The 18,373-nt window shown below is 35.6% G+C and carries 15 protein-coding genes and 1 other RNA gene; 11 read left to right on the top strand and 5 right to left on the bottom strand.

The features are described from left to right. Positions 1–196 precede the first annotated feature (196 nt). The 10 genes from RCG20_RS03965 to RCG20_RS03915 all read left to right on the top strand — a co-directional run bounded on the left by RCG20_RS03965 (position 197) and on the right by RCG20_RS03915 (position 12,103). Entirely contained in the window at positions 197–2,488 is a 2,292-nt protein-coding gene (locus RCG20_RS03965; protein ID WP_308182939.1) for a DEAD/DEAH box helicase, read from the top strand. A 4-nt stretch (positions 2,489–2,492) separates the two neighbouring features. Continuing rightward, positions 2,493–3,755 carry a ribonuclease H-like domain-containing protein gene (locus tag RCG20_RS03960; RefSeq protein WP_308182938.1) on the top strand — a complete coding sequence of 421 codons (1,263 nt, stop codon included), beginning with the start codon at positions 2,493–2,495 and terminating at the stop codon, positions 3,753–3,755. A 366-nt stretch (positions 3,756–4,121) separates the two neighbouring features. Then, positions 4,122–4,430, top strand: a complete 309-nt coding sequence (locus RCG20_RS03950) for a CotD family spore coat protein (protein ID WP_308182936.1) — start codon at positions 4,122–4,124, stop codon at positions 4,428–4,430. A 212-nt stretch (positions 4,431–4,642) separates the two neighbouring features. Continuing rightward, the gene (locus RCG20_RS03945) at positions 4,643–5,203 is read left to right on the top strand and encodes an SLOG family protein (RefSeq protein ID WP_308182935.1); all 561 of its coding nucleotides are present in this window, start codon (positions 4,643–4,645) and stop codon (positions 5,201–5,203) included. Between the two features lie 122 nt (positions 5,204–5,325). Next, positions 5,326–5,628: a cell division regulator GpsB gene (gene gpsB, locus RCG20_RS03940; RefSeq protein ID WP_308182934.1), complete on the top strand. Its 303-nt coding sequence runs from the start codon at positions 5,326–5,328 to the stop codon at positions 5,626–5,628. Positions 5,629–5,705: 77 nt separating this feature from the next. Beyond that, positions 5,706–6,092: RNase P RNA component class B (gene rnpB, locus RCG20_RS03935), an RNA gene on the top strand. A 179-nt stretch (positions 6,093–6,271) separates the two neighbouring features. After that, a complete protein-coding gene (locus RCG20_RS03930; RefSeq protein WP_308182933.1) occupies positions 6,272–7,414 on the top strand; it encodes a THUMP domain-containing class I SAM-dependent RNA methyltransferase in 1,143 nt (380 codons plus the stop codon). Positions 7,415–7,470: 56 nt separating this feature from the next. Further along, positions 7,471–9,390 (top strand): ATP-dependent DNA helicase, encoded by a 1,920-nt coding sequence (locus tag RCG20_RS03925; protein ID WP_308182932.1) that lies wholly within the window; start codon positions 7,471–7,473, stop codon positions 9,388–9,390. Between the two features lie 280 nt (positions 9,391–9,670). Beyond that, the gene (locus RCG20_RS03920) at positions 9,671–11,131 is read left to right on the top strand and encodes an IS1182 family transposase (RefSeq protein ID WP_308181363.1); all 1,461 of its coding nucleotides are present in this window, start codon (positions 9,671–9,673) and stop codon (positions 11,129–11,131) included. Between the two features lie 474 nt (positions 11,132–11,605). After that, a complete protein-coding gene (locus RCG20_RS03915) occupies positions 11,606–12,103 on the top strand; it encodes a 2'-5' RNA ligase family protein (RefSeq protein WP_308182931.1) in 498 nt (165 codons plus the stop codon). A 725-nt stretch (positions 12,104–12,828) separates the two neighbouring features. On the opposite strand, the gene RCG20_RS03910 is transcribed toward RCG20_RS03915, so the two are convergent. From RCG20_RS03910 to RCG20_RS03890, 5 genes are read right to left on the bottom strand one after another with little or no spacing between them, the layout of a single operon-like run. Beyond that, complete coding sequence (locus tag RCG20_RS03910; protein ID WP_308182930.1) at positions 12,829–13,128, bottom strand: metal-sulfur cluster assembly factor; 300 nt, start codon at positions 13,126–13,128, stop codon at positions 12,829–12,831. Positions 13,129–13,142: 14 nt separating this feature from the next. Beyond that, positions 13,143–14,387, bottom strand: coding sequence for a hypothetical protein (locus RCG20_RS03905; RefSeq protein WP_308182929.1), 1,245 nt, complete (start codon positions 14,385–14,387; stop codon positions 13,143–13,145). Positions 14,388–14,399: 12 nt separating this feature from the next. Further along, positions 14,400–14,606, bottom strand: coding sequence for a DUF2249 domain-containing protein (locus RCG20_RS03900; RefSeq protein WP_308182927.1), 207 nt, complete (start codon positions 14,604–14,606; stop codon positions 14,400–14,402). Between the two features lie 17 nt (positions 14,607–14,623). Further along, the gene (locus tag RCG20_RS03895) at positions 14,624–14,857 is read right to left on the bottom strand and encodes a DUF2249 domain-containing protein (RefSeq protein WP_308182926.1); all 234 of its coding nucleotides are present in this window, start codon (positions 14,855–14,857) and stop codon (positions 14,624–14,626) included. Positions 14,858–14,913: 56 nt separating this feature from the next. Beyond that, complete coding sequence (locus RCG20_RS03890; RefSeq protein WP_308182925.1) at positions 14,914–15,606, bottom strand: Crp/Fnr family transcriptional regulator; 693 nt, start codon at positions 15,604–15,606, stop codon at positions 14,914–14,916. Between the two features lie 252 nt (positions 15,607–15,858). On the opposite strand from RCG20_RS03890, the gene RCG20_RS03885 reads away from it, so the two are divergent. Then, on the top strand, positions 15,859–18,222 hold the full coding sequence (locus RCG20_RS03885; RefSeq protein WP_308182924.1) for a nitric-oxide reductase large subunit: 2,364 nt from the start codon (positions 15,859–15,861) through the stop codon (positions 18,220–18,222). Positions 18,223–18,373 lie beyond the last annotated feature (151 nt).

The raw sequence follows: 18,373 nt of genomic DNA, 5'->3' as shown, positions 1-18,373 counted from the left end.
TGAAAAAACGCCTATATATTTATGTCTGTTCCTTTTTTCCTTATTTTGATACTCGTTTCATGGAGCAAAATGACGAGAATACACAAAAAATAAGTAGTTGAAAATATTTCCACGCTATTTTCACGTAAATATTGTTGTAAGGGTCTTTTGTAACGAACGTTTATTCGGTAAAATAAATGTATTGAGGTGACAATAGATGTTCGTGAAAAAAAGTTTACAAGAAATCCTAGCTGAACTGAAACGAAATAGTTATTTTAAAGAAAATATTATTAATTGGAAAACAATTCTAGAAAGACCCGCTCAAACAGCATCATTTCCCACTGATTTGAAACCTATTTTAGAAGATGGTCTTAAAAAAAGAGGAATTGACAAGCTCTATTCCCACCAAAAGAGTGCTTATGAATCAGTTATGGACGGGCACAGCATTGTTGCTGTTACACCTACCGCTTCAGGGAAGACACTATGCTATAATCTACCGGTATTACAAAAGATTCTTTCTAATCCAGAAGCCAGGGCATTGTATATTTTCCCAACAAAGGCACTTGCTCAGGATCAAAAAAGTGAAATAAATGAAATTATCCAAACCTCAGGTATGAATATAAATAGTTACACATATGACGGAGATACACCCGCTAACATTCGCCAAAAGGTTAGGAAAGCAGGACATGTTGTCATTACAAATCCTGATATGCTCCATTCAGCTATTCTACCCCATCATACGAAATGGGTATCATTGTTTGAAAATCTTCAAATTGTCGTCATTGACGAATTGCATACCTATCGGGGTGTTTTTGGAAGCCATGTAGCAAATGTTATAAGAAGATTAAAACGAATTTGCCAGTATTATGGAAGTCATCCAGTTTTTATTTGTACATCGGCAACAATTGCAAATCCGCTTGAGCTAGCCGAGAGTTTAACGGAAGAGCCCATGAAATTGATCGATAATAATGGTGCACCTAGCGGACGAAAACATTTTCTTTTCTATAATCCTCCTGTTGTTAACAAACCTTTAAATATTAGGAGAAGTGCAACACTCGAAGTACGTAAATTAGCGGGTGAACTCCTGAAGAACAAAATTCAGACAATCGTTTTTGCTAGAAGCAGGGTGAGAGTGGAAATTATTCTTACTTATTTGCAAGAACTCGTAAAGAATCAATTGGGTGCAAAATCAATTATGGGTTACCGAGGAGGTTACCTTCCCACTGAGAGGAGAAAAATTGAAAAAGGACTTCGTTCCGGAGAGATCTACGGTGTTGTTAGTACAAATGCTCTCGAATTGGGAGTTGATATTGGTCAGTTGCAAGTTTGTATTATGACTGGATATCCCGGAACCATCTCTAGTGCTTGGCAGCAGGCAGGAAGAGCAGGAAGACGGCACGGAGAATCCTTGGTCATAATGGTTGCGAGTTCAAGTCCACTTGATCAATATATTATTCAAAATCCTGATTATTTTTTTAATAAGAGTCCAGAAACTGCTCGAATCAATCCTGATAATCTGATTATTTTAATTGATCATATGAAATGTGCTGCATATGAACTTCCTTTTAAAATAGGGGAACAGTTTGGGAAAGTGGGCACAGAGGAATTATTGGAATATTTAACAGAGGAAAGGGTCCTTTATCAAAATGGTGATAAATGGTACTGGATGAATGACTCCTTCCCAGCCCATAACATTAGTTTACGATCAGCCTCCCAAGAGAATATTGTGATTATCGATCAAACAAATAGTGCAGGGGTTAAAGTCATTGGTGAAATGGACCGTTTTTCTGCTATGACTCTTTTACATGATGAGGCAATTTATTTGCATCAAGGTACACAATTCCAAGTTGAAAAACTGGATTGGGAAGAAAAAAAAGCGTTTGTCAGAGAGGTTTCAGTAGATTACTATACTGATGCAAATTTAGCAGTCCAATTAAAAGTATTAGAAGTAGATAAACGTAAGGAAATGCCTGAAATAGAATTAGGATATGGGGACGTTAGTGTAAGGGCGATGGCGACGATCTTTAAGAAAATTAAATTTGAAACACACGAAAATATTGGTTCAGGTCCTATTCATCTTCCAGAAGAGGAGTTGCATACAAATGCAGCCTGGATTTCGTTAAATAAACCGCTTACGGAAATGGGAGTTGATCGATTAGAACAAGGACTAATTGGAGTAGCACATGCCTTGAACCATATTGCCCCCTTATTTGTTATGGCAGATCCACAAGATATACATGTCGTGCCCCAAGTAAAGGCAGACCACAACGAAAAGCCAACTATTTTCTTTTATGATCGTTATCCGGGGGGGATTGGATTAAGTGAGAAAATATTTGGTGGAATGAATGAAGTATTTCTTAGTACTAAAAGAATGATAAAGCAATGTCAGTGTGATCATGGATGTCCGTCATGTGTTGGGGCTGAAACAGTCGGAGAGACAGCTAAACAAGATGTGTTAAGAATTATTCTGTCTTTTATGAATCCAGAGAATCACCAGATAGAGGGTTGAAACGATGTCATTGAAGAAAAAATTAGCCAGACTCAAACCACATATATCCGAAAGTGGTGTTGTTGACCATCACCCTGTTGAAATTCTTCCTTTAACTAAAATTAACATTCCTTACCGAGATAGATGGGAAGAGGAGAAAGTTTTCCCCTATTTTTTTGACAACAACTATTGTTTAGTCAGGGAAGTTAAATACTCGCTATCCCACCAGCATGGGCATTATCGTTTTCAAGACTTTCTTACCGCAGTTGAAATTTGGAATAATCATAAAGTTAACCATCCATTGTCAGCAAAGGGGTTCCAGGCAGAAGAGTTATTTTTCTTTGATACTGAAACAACTGGCCTTGGAGGTGGTGTGGGTAATACAATCTTTCTGCTCGGATATGCAAGCGTTTCAAATGGTGAGCTAATTTTAAGGCAGCATATTTTGCCAAACCCAGGTGCGGAGATCCCTTTATACCAAAGCTTTCTAGAAAAGGTGAATTATAAGACGCTTATTACATATAATGGAAAATCCTTTGATTGGCCACAGGTGAAAACAAGGCATACTCTTGTTAGAGAACATGTACCCAAACTACCATCATTTGGGCATTTTGATTTATATCATGCCTCGAGAAGGTTATGGAAGCATAAATTAGACAGAGTAAAACTGTCAGTAGTTGAAAGTGAAGTTTTAGGTGTAAAAAGAGAAGGAGATATTCCAGGCTACTTAGCTCCAATGATTTATTTTGACTTCATAGAAAATAAACATCCAGAGGGAATGGTTGGAATCTTAAAACATAACGAAATTGATATTCTATCTCTTGTTACACTTTATACACATCTTACTTTTCAATTATGTGGAAAAGTTAGTTCTCAAACTAGAAATGAATCCTTCGAAATCGGGCGATGGTTTGCAAGCTTAGGAGAAAATAATGAAGCAAAACAGGTGTTTACTAGATTATCAGATGGAGATGACAAAACATCTGATCATGCAAAGCTTGCATTAGCTTTTCAACATAAAAAAGAACATCAATGGGATAAAGCACTAAGATTGTTTGAGGATGTTGTTAATCATACGGATGATGTTGATTTAAACATGCGGGCGGGTGTTGAGGTAGCGAAAATATTGGAGCATAAACATAAAAATTATAATCTTGCCATTAAGTACTGTCAAAAAATTATAGAGATGCAAACATTAAAGCAGACTGTTGTAAATCAAGCACAGCAAAATCAACTATTTGTGCGGGTAAAACGTTTAGAACAAAAAGTCCAAAAATTTCCTGGGTAACCGCAAAATTCGGCAAATTCAGTATATAGAAAAATCTTTTCGACAAGCTTCGATTATTTGTAACAAAATTTTAATAATTTTTCGCCAAAAAACCAGAATTTCCATGTTGTTTCCCTGATTTGAAAAGAGTAAAATGTAAACGGTACTGAAGTAAAACGACTATAATAACATCATGGGGCTGGTAGTATGTATAAAGCAATTTTGTTTTTATTTTTCATTGTCGTTTGTTTAACTGCAGTTATGTTTACAAGCTTAAAAGATAGCTTTTATTCAATTCTATAAAAATAGGTATTTTCATTAGTACAAGAATATCCCTTTCATCATAGGCTGTTAATGTAAACAGAAAATATGAAAGGGGAGTTTTAAATGTACTTGGGAACTAATTTTATGCCGCCAGTTATTCATCCGACTCAACAGATTGTGAATCACACTTTCTCAACAACGGTAGTTCCACATATTCATCCAACACATTTAACAACTATTAATCACCACATGTACCAACATAAGCATTATTGTACTGAAACTGCATCATGTGCTAATGAGGTATGCAATCAGGAATTTAATTGTTGTAACCCATGTGCAATGCCAACTGCGCCAGTTGGACCAATGGGACCTGGATTTGCCCCAGGACCTTATATGGGCCCAAGACCTTTTATGGGTCCAAGACCTTATTAAGAAAAGTAACCATTTACAAGGGCAATAGTTGCCCTTGTTTTTTCTTGACTAATTAAATTTATTTATCTCTTTGTTAATTGTTCAGCTCCAAGTTCATAGGCTCTAAGAGTTTGGTAAAGGAGCTCTTATTGTACTTGTACTATATAGTATGATTAATTTTAAAAAGTGTTTGTCCTTTAAAAATAAAATTTTTAAAATTAAGGGGTGGGGCCATGTGTAAAGTATTAGCGATATCGGGCTACAAACCCTTTGAATTAGGAATTTTCCAAAAGGATCATCCAAGTGTGGTCATTATTAAATCTGCTATTCGGAAAAAGCTAATCCAAATGATTGATGATGGCTTGGAATGGGTTTTGATCTCTGGACAATTAGGGGTGGAATTATGGGCTGCCGAAGTCGTATTCGAATTACAAATGGAATACTCTGATTTAAAACTTGCTGTCATTACCCCCTTTTTAAATCAAGAGAAAGGGTGGAATGAAAAAAACCAGGAATGGTATGAATCAGTCCTTGCTAGTGCAGATTTTATCGATTCGGTTTCAAAAAAAAGCTATGAGAACCCGTTGCAATTACGATTGAAAAATCAATTTTTTATTGAAAAAAGTGATAGTCTTCTTCTTTTATATGATCAAGAAAAAGATGGAAGTCCAAAGTATTTATACGATCTGTCTTTAAAGTATCAACAAAAGCATTCCTATCCAATTCATTTAATTACATTTTATGATTTACAGAATGTGATCGATGAAGAAGAATATAATCGCGCTGAATTTTAAGGTTTTGTGAAATTCTTTTGTTAAAGTGGTAAAATAATATTTAGAACTGAACAAAAAATTGACAAAAGAACATATTTTTGAAAAAATAATAGGTAATGATTGGTGAATACTGAGGTGATTTAATGTTATCTGATAAAGTGAAGTTAACTGCAAAGGATATTTTAGAAAAAGAGTTTAAAACTGGTGTACGCGGTTATAAACAAGAAGATGTTGATAAATTTTTGGATTTAGTAATAAAGGATTATGAAACATTCCACCAGGAAATTGAAGATCTTCAACAAGAAAACCTAAGATTAAGAAAACAATTAGAGGAATCTTCAAGAAGGCAACCTACTTCCCAGCCAGCAGGTACTACAAATTTTGATATTTTAAAACGGTTATCCAATCTCGAGAAGCATGTATTTGGTAGTAAATTATACGATTGACAGATTATTACTTATTTACCTGATTAAAACATTGCATAAATGCTAAAGAATACATATAATAAGTGTATTCATTAATTGCGTTCGGGTAATCGCTGTAACGTATGTTGCAGAGGAAAGTCCATGCTCGCACGAGCTGAGATGCTCGTAGTGTTCGTGCCTAGCCAATTCATAAGCTAGGGCAGTTGGGTTAACCAGCTGACGGCAGGGAAAATGCCTAAGTCCTTTAGGATATGGCATGAATACCTATAAAGGTGCCACAGTGACGTAGCCTTTTCAGAAATGAAAAGGGTGGAACGAGGTAAACCCCGCGAGCGAGAAACCCAAACTATGGTAGGGGCACTTTCTCTGAGGAATTGAACGAGGAGAAGGACAGGTTCTATGGAACCTGTAGATAGATGATTACCACCGAAGTACGAGACTTTTTGTCGTTTGGAGTACTATGGTACAGAACATGGCTTACAGAACGTTTTTAATGGGATAGTATGAATGCTGAATGTGAGGCTCTCCTAAGTCGGAGAGTCTTTTTGTTTATAAAGTTTCAAAAGATGCATCAGTTAATGCAATATTGGTCTATAATGAAAATGTTTCGTTTAAAAGTAGTATTCAAATAAATAATTATAAAAGATAGCTAAAGGGTGAAAAAATGGGAAAATATCAATTAATTGCCACAGCTGCAATGGGACTTGAAGCAATTGTAGCAAAAGAAGTACGGTCGTTAGGGTATGAGTGTGAAGTGGAAAATGGAAAAGTCACTTTTGTTGGTGATGAAACTGCAATTGCTAGGTGTAATTTATGGCTGCGAACTGCAGATAGAATCAAAATAAAAGTAGCAGAATTTAAAGCATATACTTTTGATGAATTATTTGAAAAAACAAAAGCTTTACCGTGGGAAAACTATTTGCCAGAGGATGCTGAATTTCCTGTTATCGGCAAATCTGTGAAGTCAACCCTTTTTAGTGTATCAGACTGCCAAGCAATTGTTAAAAAGGCTGTTGTTGAGCGAATGAAAATACACTATCGGAGGAATTCTTGGTTTGATGAAACGGGTGCATTATATCGTATCGAAATAGCATTGTTAAAAGACGTAGCAACTATTACTATTGACGCAAGTGGACAAGGTTTACATAAGCGTGGATACCGCATTGATCAAGGTGAGGCTCCGCTAAAGGAAACACTCGCTGCAGCACTAATATTGTTGACCAATTGGAAGCCTGACCGTCCATTTTTGGACCCATTCTGTGGTTCTGGTACAATTCCCATTGAAGCGGCAATGATTGGACAAAATATTGCCCCAGGGTTCAATCGTGAATTTGCATCAGAGGGCTGGAACTTTATTCCTACTAAAGTGTGGGATGATGCTCGAATTGAAGCTGAGGACCTTGCGAATTATGATCAACCATTAGATATTTCAGGTTCAGATATTGACCACCGAATGGTTAAAATAGCCCAAGAAAATTCATTTGAAGCAGGCATGGGTGATTTGATCCAGTTTAAGCAAATGCAGGTTAAAGATATTTCTGTTAAAAGTGAATATGGTGTAATCATTGGTAATCCTCCGTATGGAGAAAGGCTTGGAGAAAAAAAGGAAATCGAGCATATGTACAAAGAGATGGGGCAGGCATTTGCCAAGCTTGATACATGGTCGATTTATATGTTAACCTCTAATGAAAATTTTGAACAACTATACGGTAAACAGGCAACGAAGAAACGGAAGCTCTTCAATGGCTTCATTCGGACAGATTTATATCAATTCTGGGGGAAAAGATCACCTCGTATTGGCGAATAACATACTATAAAACTTAATCCCCTATTATAAAAGGGGACTTTTTTTGGAGGGATCACATGCAAAACCGTATGCCATTTGCGATTTCTAAAACTGAATCTTTCTATGATAAATTAGGGGAATGGATTGGCGATCTGTTTTATGATATTTTACCTGAAGCCGGCTTTGAGCTCAGAGATGAGCAAATTTTTATGGCTTTTCAATTAGAAAAGGCTTTTAAAGAGAAAAAAGTAATGTTTGCAGAGGCAGGAGTTGGAACTGGTAAAACAATTGCTTACTTGTTATACGCTATTACCTACGCGCGCTATACTAACCAACCAGCAATAATCGCCTGCGCAGATGAATCATTAATTGAACAACTTGTAAAAGAAGAAGGCGATATGGCTAAGCTCGAAAAAGTATTAGGATTAAATATTGATGTTCGCCTCGCTAAATCAAGAGATCAGTATTTATGTTTACAAAAGCTAGATAAAGCAAGAATGTCGGATACAACCGGGGAATTTGATGAAATTTATAATCAGTTGCCTGATTTTGTTCACCAGAGTTCATCTATGCAAACCTTTGAGAGATATGGTGATCGCCGTGATTATCCCACTTTATCGGATGAAAAATGGAAGAAGATCAGTTGGGATCCGCTTCAAGATTGTTTCTCCTGCGAGAACCGGAATAGATGTGGACTCACATTACATCGAGAATATTATAGGCATGCAAAAGATTTAATCATTTGTTCACATGACTTTTATATGGAACATATTTGGACAAAAGAATCAAGAAAGCGTGAAGGTCAACTGCCGCTTTTGCCGGCTCATTCATCTGTCGTTTTTGATGAAGGACATCTATTGGAATATGCATGTCAAAAAGCATTGAGCTACCGCTTTACTGAACAAACACTTGAAACATTATTAACTCGATTATTGGAAAACAATGTGCGTGATGAAACTCTTTATACAATTGAAGAAATTCTATTGGAAAATGAAAAGTTTTTTACAACTATTTCACAATATGCTTCGTTTGCATACGGTTCGGAAAAGCAATTTATTGAAAAGAATCCTTTGGTAATTGGTCAAGCAAAATTATTACTTGAAAAGCTTCGAAATTTGGAAGAAGAATTAGTCTTTGACAGTGAATTATACGTTATTAATGATTATGATTTGAAAATCGTTGAAGAGTACTTAGACCAAATAACGCACTCATTAGGTCTCTTTTTGCAAACGATCAATGGGATCACTTGGTTTGAGGAAAAAGAAGAGGAGCGCACCCTAGTTATTATGCCGAAAATGGTAGAAGAAGTGATGAGGGAAGAAGTATTCTCGCAAAAGAAACCATTTATCTTTTCCTCAGCAACTTTATCTAACCAAGGATCGTTTGATTATATGGCAAATAGCCTAGGCATCAAAGAATTTTTATCCTTTTCAGTTGCATCACCATTTCAATATGATGAGCGGGTGGAGGTACACTTACCGAAGTTTACAAAAGATGATATGGACGAGAAGAGCAATTATGTCATTGAACAAATCCGTAAAACAGAAGGCCGTGCCCTCGTACTCTTTTCTAGTAAACAAGAGTTAGAAGGATTTAAACAAAGAGTAGCAGGGAAGCTGGATTATACCGCTTATTTTGAAGGCGAAGCGGAAATTAGCAGGCTTGTTTCAAATTTTCAAAATGATGAGCATTCGGTTTTGTGCTCCACGAATTTGTGGGAGGGATTAGATATTCCAGGAAGATCTCTTCAAAACGTAATTATCTTTTCATTACCATTTCCTCCGAATGATCCAGTGTTTTCAGCTAAAAGGGAAGGATCCAAAAATCCGTTTATAGAAGTAGATCTTCCTTATATGCTGCTCCGTCTGCGTCAAGGAATTGGTAGGTTAATTAGAAGTGAAGAAGATAGAGGATCTGTTCATATTTTGTTAGACCTAGATATCGATTCTCACTTATTGAAAAATATAGTAGATATCCTACCTGTTGAACCGAAATAAGCATAATAAAAAGGACCTGGTAGGTCCTTTTTATTATGCTTAAAAATTCACCGCGTTAATTCGTTGTAATATTTTTAGTTAAACTGGCTTTTCAACATATCTGTTGATTTGCCTCCAGGTACTTCGCTTTTGTGGGTGTGCCGGGAAGCTCCTCATCTCTTCGCTGAGGCCACTGAAAAAGTCCCATTTTTTTAGGCAGTTGAAAGTTTGAATTAATCAAACTTTCAACTGCCTATTTGTCTTATAATAATGATATTAAATGTATGTAGGTGATATCTAAATGATTTCCAATCAAGAATCTCTCAATTTCAGTCCATATTTAGCTATTTTTGATCTCGTAGTTCCAGAGGATAATATGCTTCGCCAAATCAATAAACTAGTTGACTTTTCATTTATTCTTGAAGAATTAAAAACGAAATATTGTCTTGATAACGGTCGGAATGCAGTGTCACCGATTCGTATGTTCAAATATCTATTGCTTAAATCAATTTATGATTTGTCAGATGTAGATGTAGTAGAACGTTCAAAATATGATATGTCGTTTAAATATTTCCTCGATATGGCACCAGAAGATTCCGTAATTGACCCAAGTTCTTTAACAAAATTCCGTAAACTCCGTCTTCAAGATGTGGGTTTATTAGATATGCTCATTGGAAAGACCGTTGAGATTGCAATTAAAAAGGAAATTATTAAAAATAAAACCATTATTGTTGATGCTACACATACAAAAGCACGTTATAACCAAAAATCACCGAGAGAATTTTTGCAGGAGAAATCAAAAAATGTGCGAAAAGCCGTTTATCAGTTCGATGAATCCATGAAAGAGAAATTCCCATCCAAAACAACTTCTAACGAAGTAACAGATGAATTAAATTATTGCCGTCAAATCATTTCTGTTGTCGAGTCAGAACCAAAAATTGCGGCAACCCCAGCTGTAAAGGAAAAATTAAATGTACTAAAAGAAGTAGTGGAAGATTATACAGAACAACTGGCTTTTTCAACAGACCCAGACGCACGTGTAGGACATAAAACAGCTGATTCTTCTTTTTTTGGCTACAAAACGCATATTGCAATGAGTGATGAACGAATTATTACAGCTGCAGTTGTGACAACAGGTGAAAAAAGTGATGGAAAATATCTGCAGGAATTAATTAAAAAAAGCCAAGCAACAGGAATGGAAATTAATACAATTATTGGGGATACTGCCTACTCTGAGAAAAATAATATTTGTTATACAAAAGAACATCAATTAACACTTGTTTCTAGACTGCATCCACTTATTACATATGGTAGAAGAACAAAAGAAGATGAATTTAATTTTAATAAAGATGCAGGGATGTATGTTTGTAAAGCCGGGCATATGGCCATTCGAAAAAAATATGAAGAAAGAAAGAATCAAGATAAAAACCCTAGAATCAAGTACCTTTTTGATATTAAAAAATGTGCTGTTTGTCCTTTCCGTGAAGGATGTTATAAAGAAGGAGCGAAAAGTAAGTCCTATTCAGTAACCATCAAATCAACGGAACATACAGGTCAAGAAGCGTTTCAAAATACGGAAGCTTTTAAAGACCTAGCGAAAACACGCTATAAAATTGAGGCGAAAAATAGTGAACTTAAACATAGACACGGGTATGATGTGGCGTCATCTACGGGTCTATTTGGCATGGAAATACAAGGAGCTACAGCGATATTCGCAGTCAATCTCAAGAGGATTATAAAGCTCCTCTCTGAGAAAAAATAAGATAGAATATAAAAGTAACCAAGAAAAAAGCAGTTAGTTATCCAAAATTTGGACAACTAGCTGCTTTTTTTATCCACATCCAATGAGAAAAATAAAAATTCGCCAGTTTTTCAGCAGCCTCGTACCGCCTGTGGGGTCTCCCATTCCCTCTAATCCCGCAGGAGTCAAGTGCCCTCCGCTCCAATCAACTCAGATAGATTAAGAAAAAAGAAAACATTTTTTAAAAATAGTGCTCTATTAAACACTTATGTTGATATTCGAATGAAACGAATGAATGTTCCGTTGAAGTATATAAATAAGGATAAGTGCAGCCTTTTTCTTCTTTTACCAATGTCAGGTTTTCCTTATATTGGATAAATAAATATTTAAATCCAAAAAAATGATGGTATAGTTAACCTTAAACACTATATTTCGTAATAAACATTAGTATATATTTGCGAAGTTCCTAATAAATTATTTGATTGGGTGGATTTTATGAAAAATAAATTTTTATGTGTTATGGCACAATATGATAAAATAACGGAGCTAAAATTGAAAAAAATTCAAAAGGTGTTATCAGATAATGGATTTGTGGGAAAACAAACACCTAATTTACCAAATCATATTACCCTAGGGAGTTTTGAAATAACACAAGAAGAAGTGATTAAAGAACAAGTGAGAAATGTATCAAAACAATTTCATAGTTTTGATATCAAATTAAATAATATTGGATTGTTTGGACTTGATGTTTTATTTATAGCACCTTCAGTAAATCACGAACTTTTAAATTTGCAACATTACTTTAATAACGATTATGCTGACGGTTTGGGATGGGCAGCACATACTACTATGCTAATAGACAACCAGAAAACAATTCTTAAGGCATTGCCTTGTGTAGCAGAAAATTTTAAAAGTTTTACTGGAACAATAGAATCAATTAGTTTATACGAATTCTGGCCAACTCGGTTTATAATAGAGGAAAAATTGTTATAGTTATTGGACAATCCTCTATTTATGGATATAAATTCTGATTAGCTAAAAAATTGCAACACAATTAGCAAGGCTAGAAAAAGTGTGTAGCAATGCTTTAGGTTGATTGACCTCCCTGTTGATTGGAGCGGAGGGCGCTCGACTCATGCGGGATATAGAGGTCACTTGAGGCCCCGCAGTCGCCAAAGCTTTGGGCACTGAAAAACTTTCTTTTTTTAAACCACAAAATAGCCTTTTATTAAAAAGCCGACATTCGTTCCATATTTTTGGAAGAAGCGCCTTTTTTCTTGCATTTGGATTCCAGGCTAATCATTATTAACCTAGAAATTTTATTATTCTTATTAAATTCCTGTGAATATAGCTATTGCCCCTTAATCATCCCTAAGAGAGAGAAAAAAGGGTGATTGCTGTCCCGAATAGAGCCTAATCATCCTTGTGATCGTGGAAAAAGCCCGCATGCTGTCTCGAATAGAGCCTAATCATCCCTGTGATCGTGGAAAAAGCCCACATGCTGTCCCGAATTGCCCCTAATCACCCCCGTACTTTTTCAGTGCCCTCCGCCAAAGCGCCGAGAAGGCTTCAAGACCTCCCCGCGGAAAGCGAGTGCCCGGAGCGGAAATCAACAGACCAGTTAGCAGAGACGATAAACGGTAATTTAAATCAAGTCAAAATAAAAAATTGCCGAGAAAAATATCCTTTCTCGACAATTTTTTATTTTGCAATGTTAATTATCTTCCTAAAAGCCTTTTTCCTTCTTCAGTCATTTTCTCAGGTGACCAAGCAGGTTCCCAAACCGTATTGACAAATACATTTTTTGTTTCTTCTATTCCTTCAACACAATACTGAACTCCACTAGAAATGCTGTCATGTAATGGGCAACCAGGCGTTGTTAATGTCATCGTGACGGTTACATCGTTTTCTTCACTTACCTCAATATTATAAATTAAACCAAGATCAACAACATTGATGTTTAATTCAGGATCGTACACACTTTTTAATTCCTCGCGAACTTTTTCAGCTAAACTCATTTAATAACACCTCACTATTTTTTTAAAACGCTAATAATGCTAATCGTTATTGAGATAAAAACAATTGATAGTAATGACTGCCCTATATTAAAGAGAAGGACAATTTTAAAAGTTATAGCAAAAAAGATGATAATAACCGAAAGAATAAATAAACTGAACAAAGGAATTGCTACTTTTTCATTCATCATTTGTTTCAGAGTTGGGACTGATTTTTTCCCAATTTCACTACTATATTTATGTGTCCACCAGAGAAAAGGAACAATTTTATATAGATATCCGAGAATGCTAAGCACAATCCAAAGTAAGAAATAAGAATATATTAATGGGCTGATGACAGATGAGAAATGACTAGTCCATAACATTACAAAGGCAATCAAATGAATAGCATTCCCAAATCCAATGGCGGTTAAAGCAAAACTAAAAGGTATATCGAGTTTTTTCTTTAATCGTTTCTTAATAATAATCCTAATATGCCAGCTAAAGGTAGAAAACCCTACTAGCAGCAAGAAGAATCCTAATTTTAATAGTATAGCATGACCGCTAAAGATCGATATCAATGTGATCACTAGTCCGGATATGTAGATACCGTAAACATATCTAGCCTGGATCATTGGAAAACCATGCGATAAGGAAAACATAGGGACCATCTTATAGGAAAATCCGAAAATTAATAAAGTGAACCAACCAGTTATCCCTAAGAGAAGGTGAGTCTTAAATATTTCTTGATAATACTCAGCTCCGACACCAGTTTTTAAACAATAAACCAATGTGATACCCATTGAAATCGTAACAAGTAAACAAACCAATGCTGAACCTACAAAAGCTGTTAGGATAGTTGGTTTTTCTTGCTTTTTAAGTGTCATAAACATTTGAAATAAGAACATCAAAATTCCCAGTAGCGTCAGTGCTCCTGGAATAAATGCATTTTGTGGTGACCAATAGAGCATTGCTGCAAAAGATACAATTCCGGCAGCAGTGATAAAAAACTGAATGAAGCCGAATTTTTCGTTCCAAATCTTCGCAAGAAATGCAACAGGGACAAGCTGATACATTGCACCCATGGCAGTCATTAACGCCCATCCAAGGATAAGCAGGTGGGCTGCAGACCAGATCGCAGGTATTCTAAAGCTTCCATTAGATAGGAGTTGACCATTTGAAATTAAGATAACTTGTGAAAATACTAATGCAATTAAACTAAAAAATATAAATGAAAAGGGAAGCTTGATATTTGTTTCACTTCCCATGTTTTGAGGAAGCATATAATCACCTTCTTATCGGAAGATCTCGATCTTAAAACTTCCGTCATTTTGCGGTTCCGTTCTGTGGTTTATTCCTAATTCCTCAAGTTGCTCATATAGGAACATTGGTCTTCGATCATTAATGATGGTTAAAACTTCATTTTCAGCTAGATTTTCTATTGCTGCGAGAGTGCGCATCATTGGCTGTGGTGGCTCCAAGCCACGATTATCCAAAATCATTACAATCACCTTCCTATTTAACTTTTCTTAACAAAAGTAATTTTCCAGTGCTTACTTTCAATTTCTTCTGATTCATGTGTAAAGCCTTTTGCCTTCAATACAGCAAATAATGGGACTGGATTGAATGGGGCATGTAGAATAAAAGTATCATCTGCATTCAAATCCTTAATTGCTTCCATAATTTTTTGAAATGGCTCAAGCTTATTCTTTAAATCCTCGCGTACATCTAGTTCAATTGTTTTGGGTTCCATTTAACACATCTCCTTATATTTTATTTGCTTGGTCAAGAAATATTATCGAAACAAGATTAGTAAAACAATTCTTGTTGCAATGCTTCGCGGTTTAACAAATAAAAACCCACGTCATCCTGCCAAACAAATTCTTTCTTTTTTAACTGATTAATCGTGCGGCTAACAGTTTCTCTAGATGTTCCAATCATATTTGCTAACTCACGGTTTGTAAATTGTGTAGTTAGTTTGTATCTATCACCTTTTTTCTCACCATTGGATTTGCAAAGTCTAATAAGAAGCAAAATGATTTGTTCATAAGTATTATGTAATATTTGTGCCTCCAGGCTTTGTTGCAAATCAACAATTTTCTCTCCTAAATCAGTAAATAATTTGATGCAAAGTTCAGGAAAAGAAATGAGAAATTCTTCGAATTTGTCGATTGGAATGACAATCAAGGTAGCATTTTCCATCACTTCTGCATGTGCTGGGAAATTTCCCTTTCTAAAAAAACCTGAATGGGGAAACATTTCACCCGGTTCAAGGATAGAGATAATTTGTTCTTTTCCGGAAAAATCCGTTTTGTATATTTTTACTTTTCCCGAATGAATAAAAAAGACACGGTCAAGTTGATCATCCTGCATAAAAACATACATTTTATGTTTATAGAAGCGAGCTTGAGCAATCTCTATTATCGGGGCCAGTTCTTCCCGAGACAATCCTTTAAATAAAGGAACATCTGACAACGTTTTAATGATGTCATCTTGCTTCATTATATCATCACCTTCAAAAATTGTATTTCTTCTCTCTTCATAGTGTTTATTCTAACAATGATTTTCTAAAAAATATGTGACCTCTGTCATAGAAATGTGAAAATTATTCTCATTCATTTGTGACAACTTTGTGAAGAAAAGTGCAAATGCGTGATGAATATCACAGCTGTTCCATGAATTGGTTCACTATATGACTATTTTGTGACAGTTACAATACAGAAGGTAAGAAAAACAAGGAAAGGATTGAATCGCATGAATATACAACCAGGAATCTCTACAAATAAAGTTGTGAAGGAAAAGAAAAATGCACTATTAAAGTCAATCTTAATTACAACTATTTTAGTTACCTTCACAGTTTTGCTTGCAGGGGGCTATTGGATTTTCAAGGAACAGGCGCCTAGGCCTTTAGAGGTTACAAGTGAAAATGGCGATGTGCTCTTTACAAAGGCAACAATAATGGGCGGCCAGGCAGTATGGCAAAAATATGGTTTAATGGATTACGGAACCGTATTAGGACATGGTTCATATATGGGGCCTGACTATACAGCAGAAGCACTGCAAGTTTATACTGAAGGAATGCAAGACTATAAAGCCAATGAAAAATTTGGTAAAACGTATTCTACGTTAAATGCTGATCAGAAATCAGTCATTAAAGATAACGTCATTAAAGAAATGCGTAAAAATCGCTATGATAATAGCAAAGAAACATTACAATTAACGAATGCACAAGCATCCGGACTTGCAAAAGTAGAGGCTTATTATAAGAATATATTTGCAAAAGGTGATGGTTGGGGTTTAAAGGCTGGTCTAATTAAAGAATCAGATCTACCAGCTAAAAATCGTGCCTATGTTGCAGAAGGAAGCCAAGTTAAGCAAATTTCCGATTTCTTCTTCTGGACAGCATGGCTTTCAAGTACTGTTCGACAAGGTGATAAGATTACCTACACGAATAACTGGCCATATTATGAGGCTGCAGGAAACCATGTTTCATTTTCAGCTATTTGGTGGAGCGGAGCTAGCGTAACTTTACTTGTTCTATTTATGGGGCTTATTCTTTATTTCTTCTATCGTTATCAATTAGGAATGAAAGAAGCTTATTCAGAAGGAAACTTCCCAGTAATTGATCTAAAGAAAATGCCAGTTACAAATTCACAAGTCAAAACAGGTAAGTATTTCGTCATTGTATCTGTATTATTCTTAGTACAATGTATGTTTGGGGCATTACTTGCTCACTATTATACAGAACCTGAAAGTTTCTTTGGAATAAAATGGATTCACGATATACTACCATTTAACATTGCTAAAGGGTATCACTTGCAACTTGCTGTTTTCTGGATTGCAACAGCATGGCTTGGAATGGGTATTTATATCGCACCTCTTGTTGGTGGCTATGAGCCAAAAAAACAAGGATTATTGGTTGATATACTATTCTGGGCATTAGTTGTTCTTGTTGGCGGTAGCATGGTTGGTGAGTGGCTTGGAGCAAATGGCTACTTAGGAAATAATTGGTTCTTATTTGGTCACACAGGTTGGGAATATATAGAAGAAGGACGCATTTGGCAGATTATCCTAATTGCTGGAATGTTCATCTGGCTGTTCATCGTTTATCGAGGAATTAGTGCAGGTCTTAAGAAAGAAACAGATAAGGGCGGACTTGTCCATCTCTTATTCTACTCAGCAATTGCTGTACCAGCATTCTATATTTTTGCTTTATTTATTAACCCGGATACAAGCTTTACATTTGCTGATTACTGGCGTTGGTGGATTATCCACTTATGGGTAGAAGGTATTTTCGAAGTATTTGCCGTTGTTGTTATTGGTTTCTTACTAGTTCAACTTGGTCTTGTAACGAAAAAATCGACTGTAAGACAAATGTATTTCCAATTGATCTTACTTATGGGTGGCGGCGTTCTAGGAATTGGACACCACTATTACTATAACGGTTCTGCAGAAGCTTGGATTGGTCTTGGAGCTGTATTCTCTGCATTAGAAGTTATTCCATTAACATTATTAATTCTTGAAGCATATGAGCAATACAAAATGATGCGTGAGGGTGGAGTAAACTTCCCTTACAAAGGATCTTTCTGGTTCTTAATCTCTGTTGCAATTTGGAACTTAGTTGGAGCTGGGGTAATGGGCTTCTTGATTAACCTTCCTGCAGTCAGCTATTTTGAACATGGACAATTCTTGACAGCTGCACACGGTCATGCATCTATGATGGGTGTGTATGGTATGTTTGCTATTGCAGTACTTCTTTACTCATTGAGAAGTATTGTAAAACCAGAAGCATGGAATGATAAATGGATTAAAGTCAGCTGCATCTTGTTAAATATTGGTCTAGCTGGAATGGTATTCTTATCACTTCTTCCTATTGGTTACATGCAAATTAAAGAAGCTTTTAACCATGGATATGCAGCATCACGCGCATCTTCCTTCTTAAAACAAGATATAGTTCAAACATTATTAATATGGCGTGCAGTTCCAGATACCATTTTCTTGATTGGTGTAATTATATTAGTTGTATTCAGTCTAAAAGCTTTATTTAACTTACGTAAACCAACACATAAAGAAATGGAAAAACTTCCAGTTAAAGATTTATCAATCGACGAAGAATAAGTTTTTAAAAATCCGCAAATACTATATTTGCGGATTTTTTTCTATTTGAGCTTAACATCAGATTTATATAAAGTATTTTTTCATATTATCGGTATTTAACTTTATGGAGGTAAAGCCTAAAATAAGCTGAAAATAACAGAATGAAAAAGCG

Origin of the sequence: Neobacillus sp. PS3-40 (genome assembly GCF_030915485.1) — a bacterium.
In the GTDB taxonomy this organism is placed as follows: domain Bacteria; phylum Bacillota; class Bacilli; order Bacillales; family Cytobacillaceae; genus JAUZPL01.
This window is presented reverse-complemented; position numbering and strand designations above follow the sequence as displayed.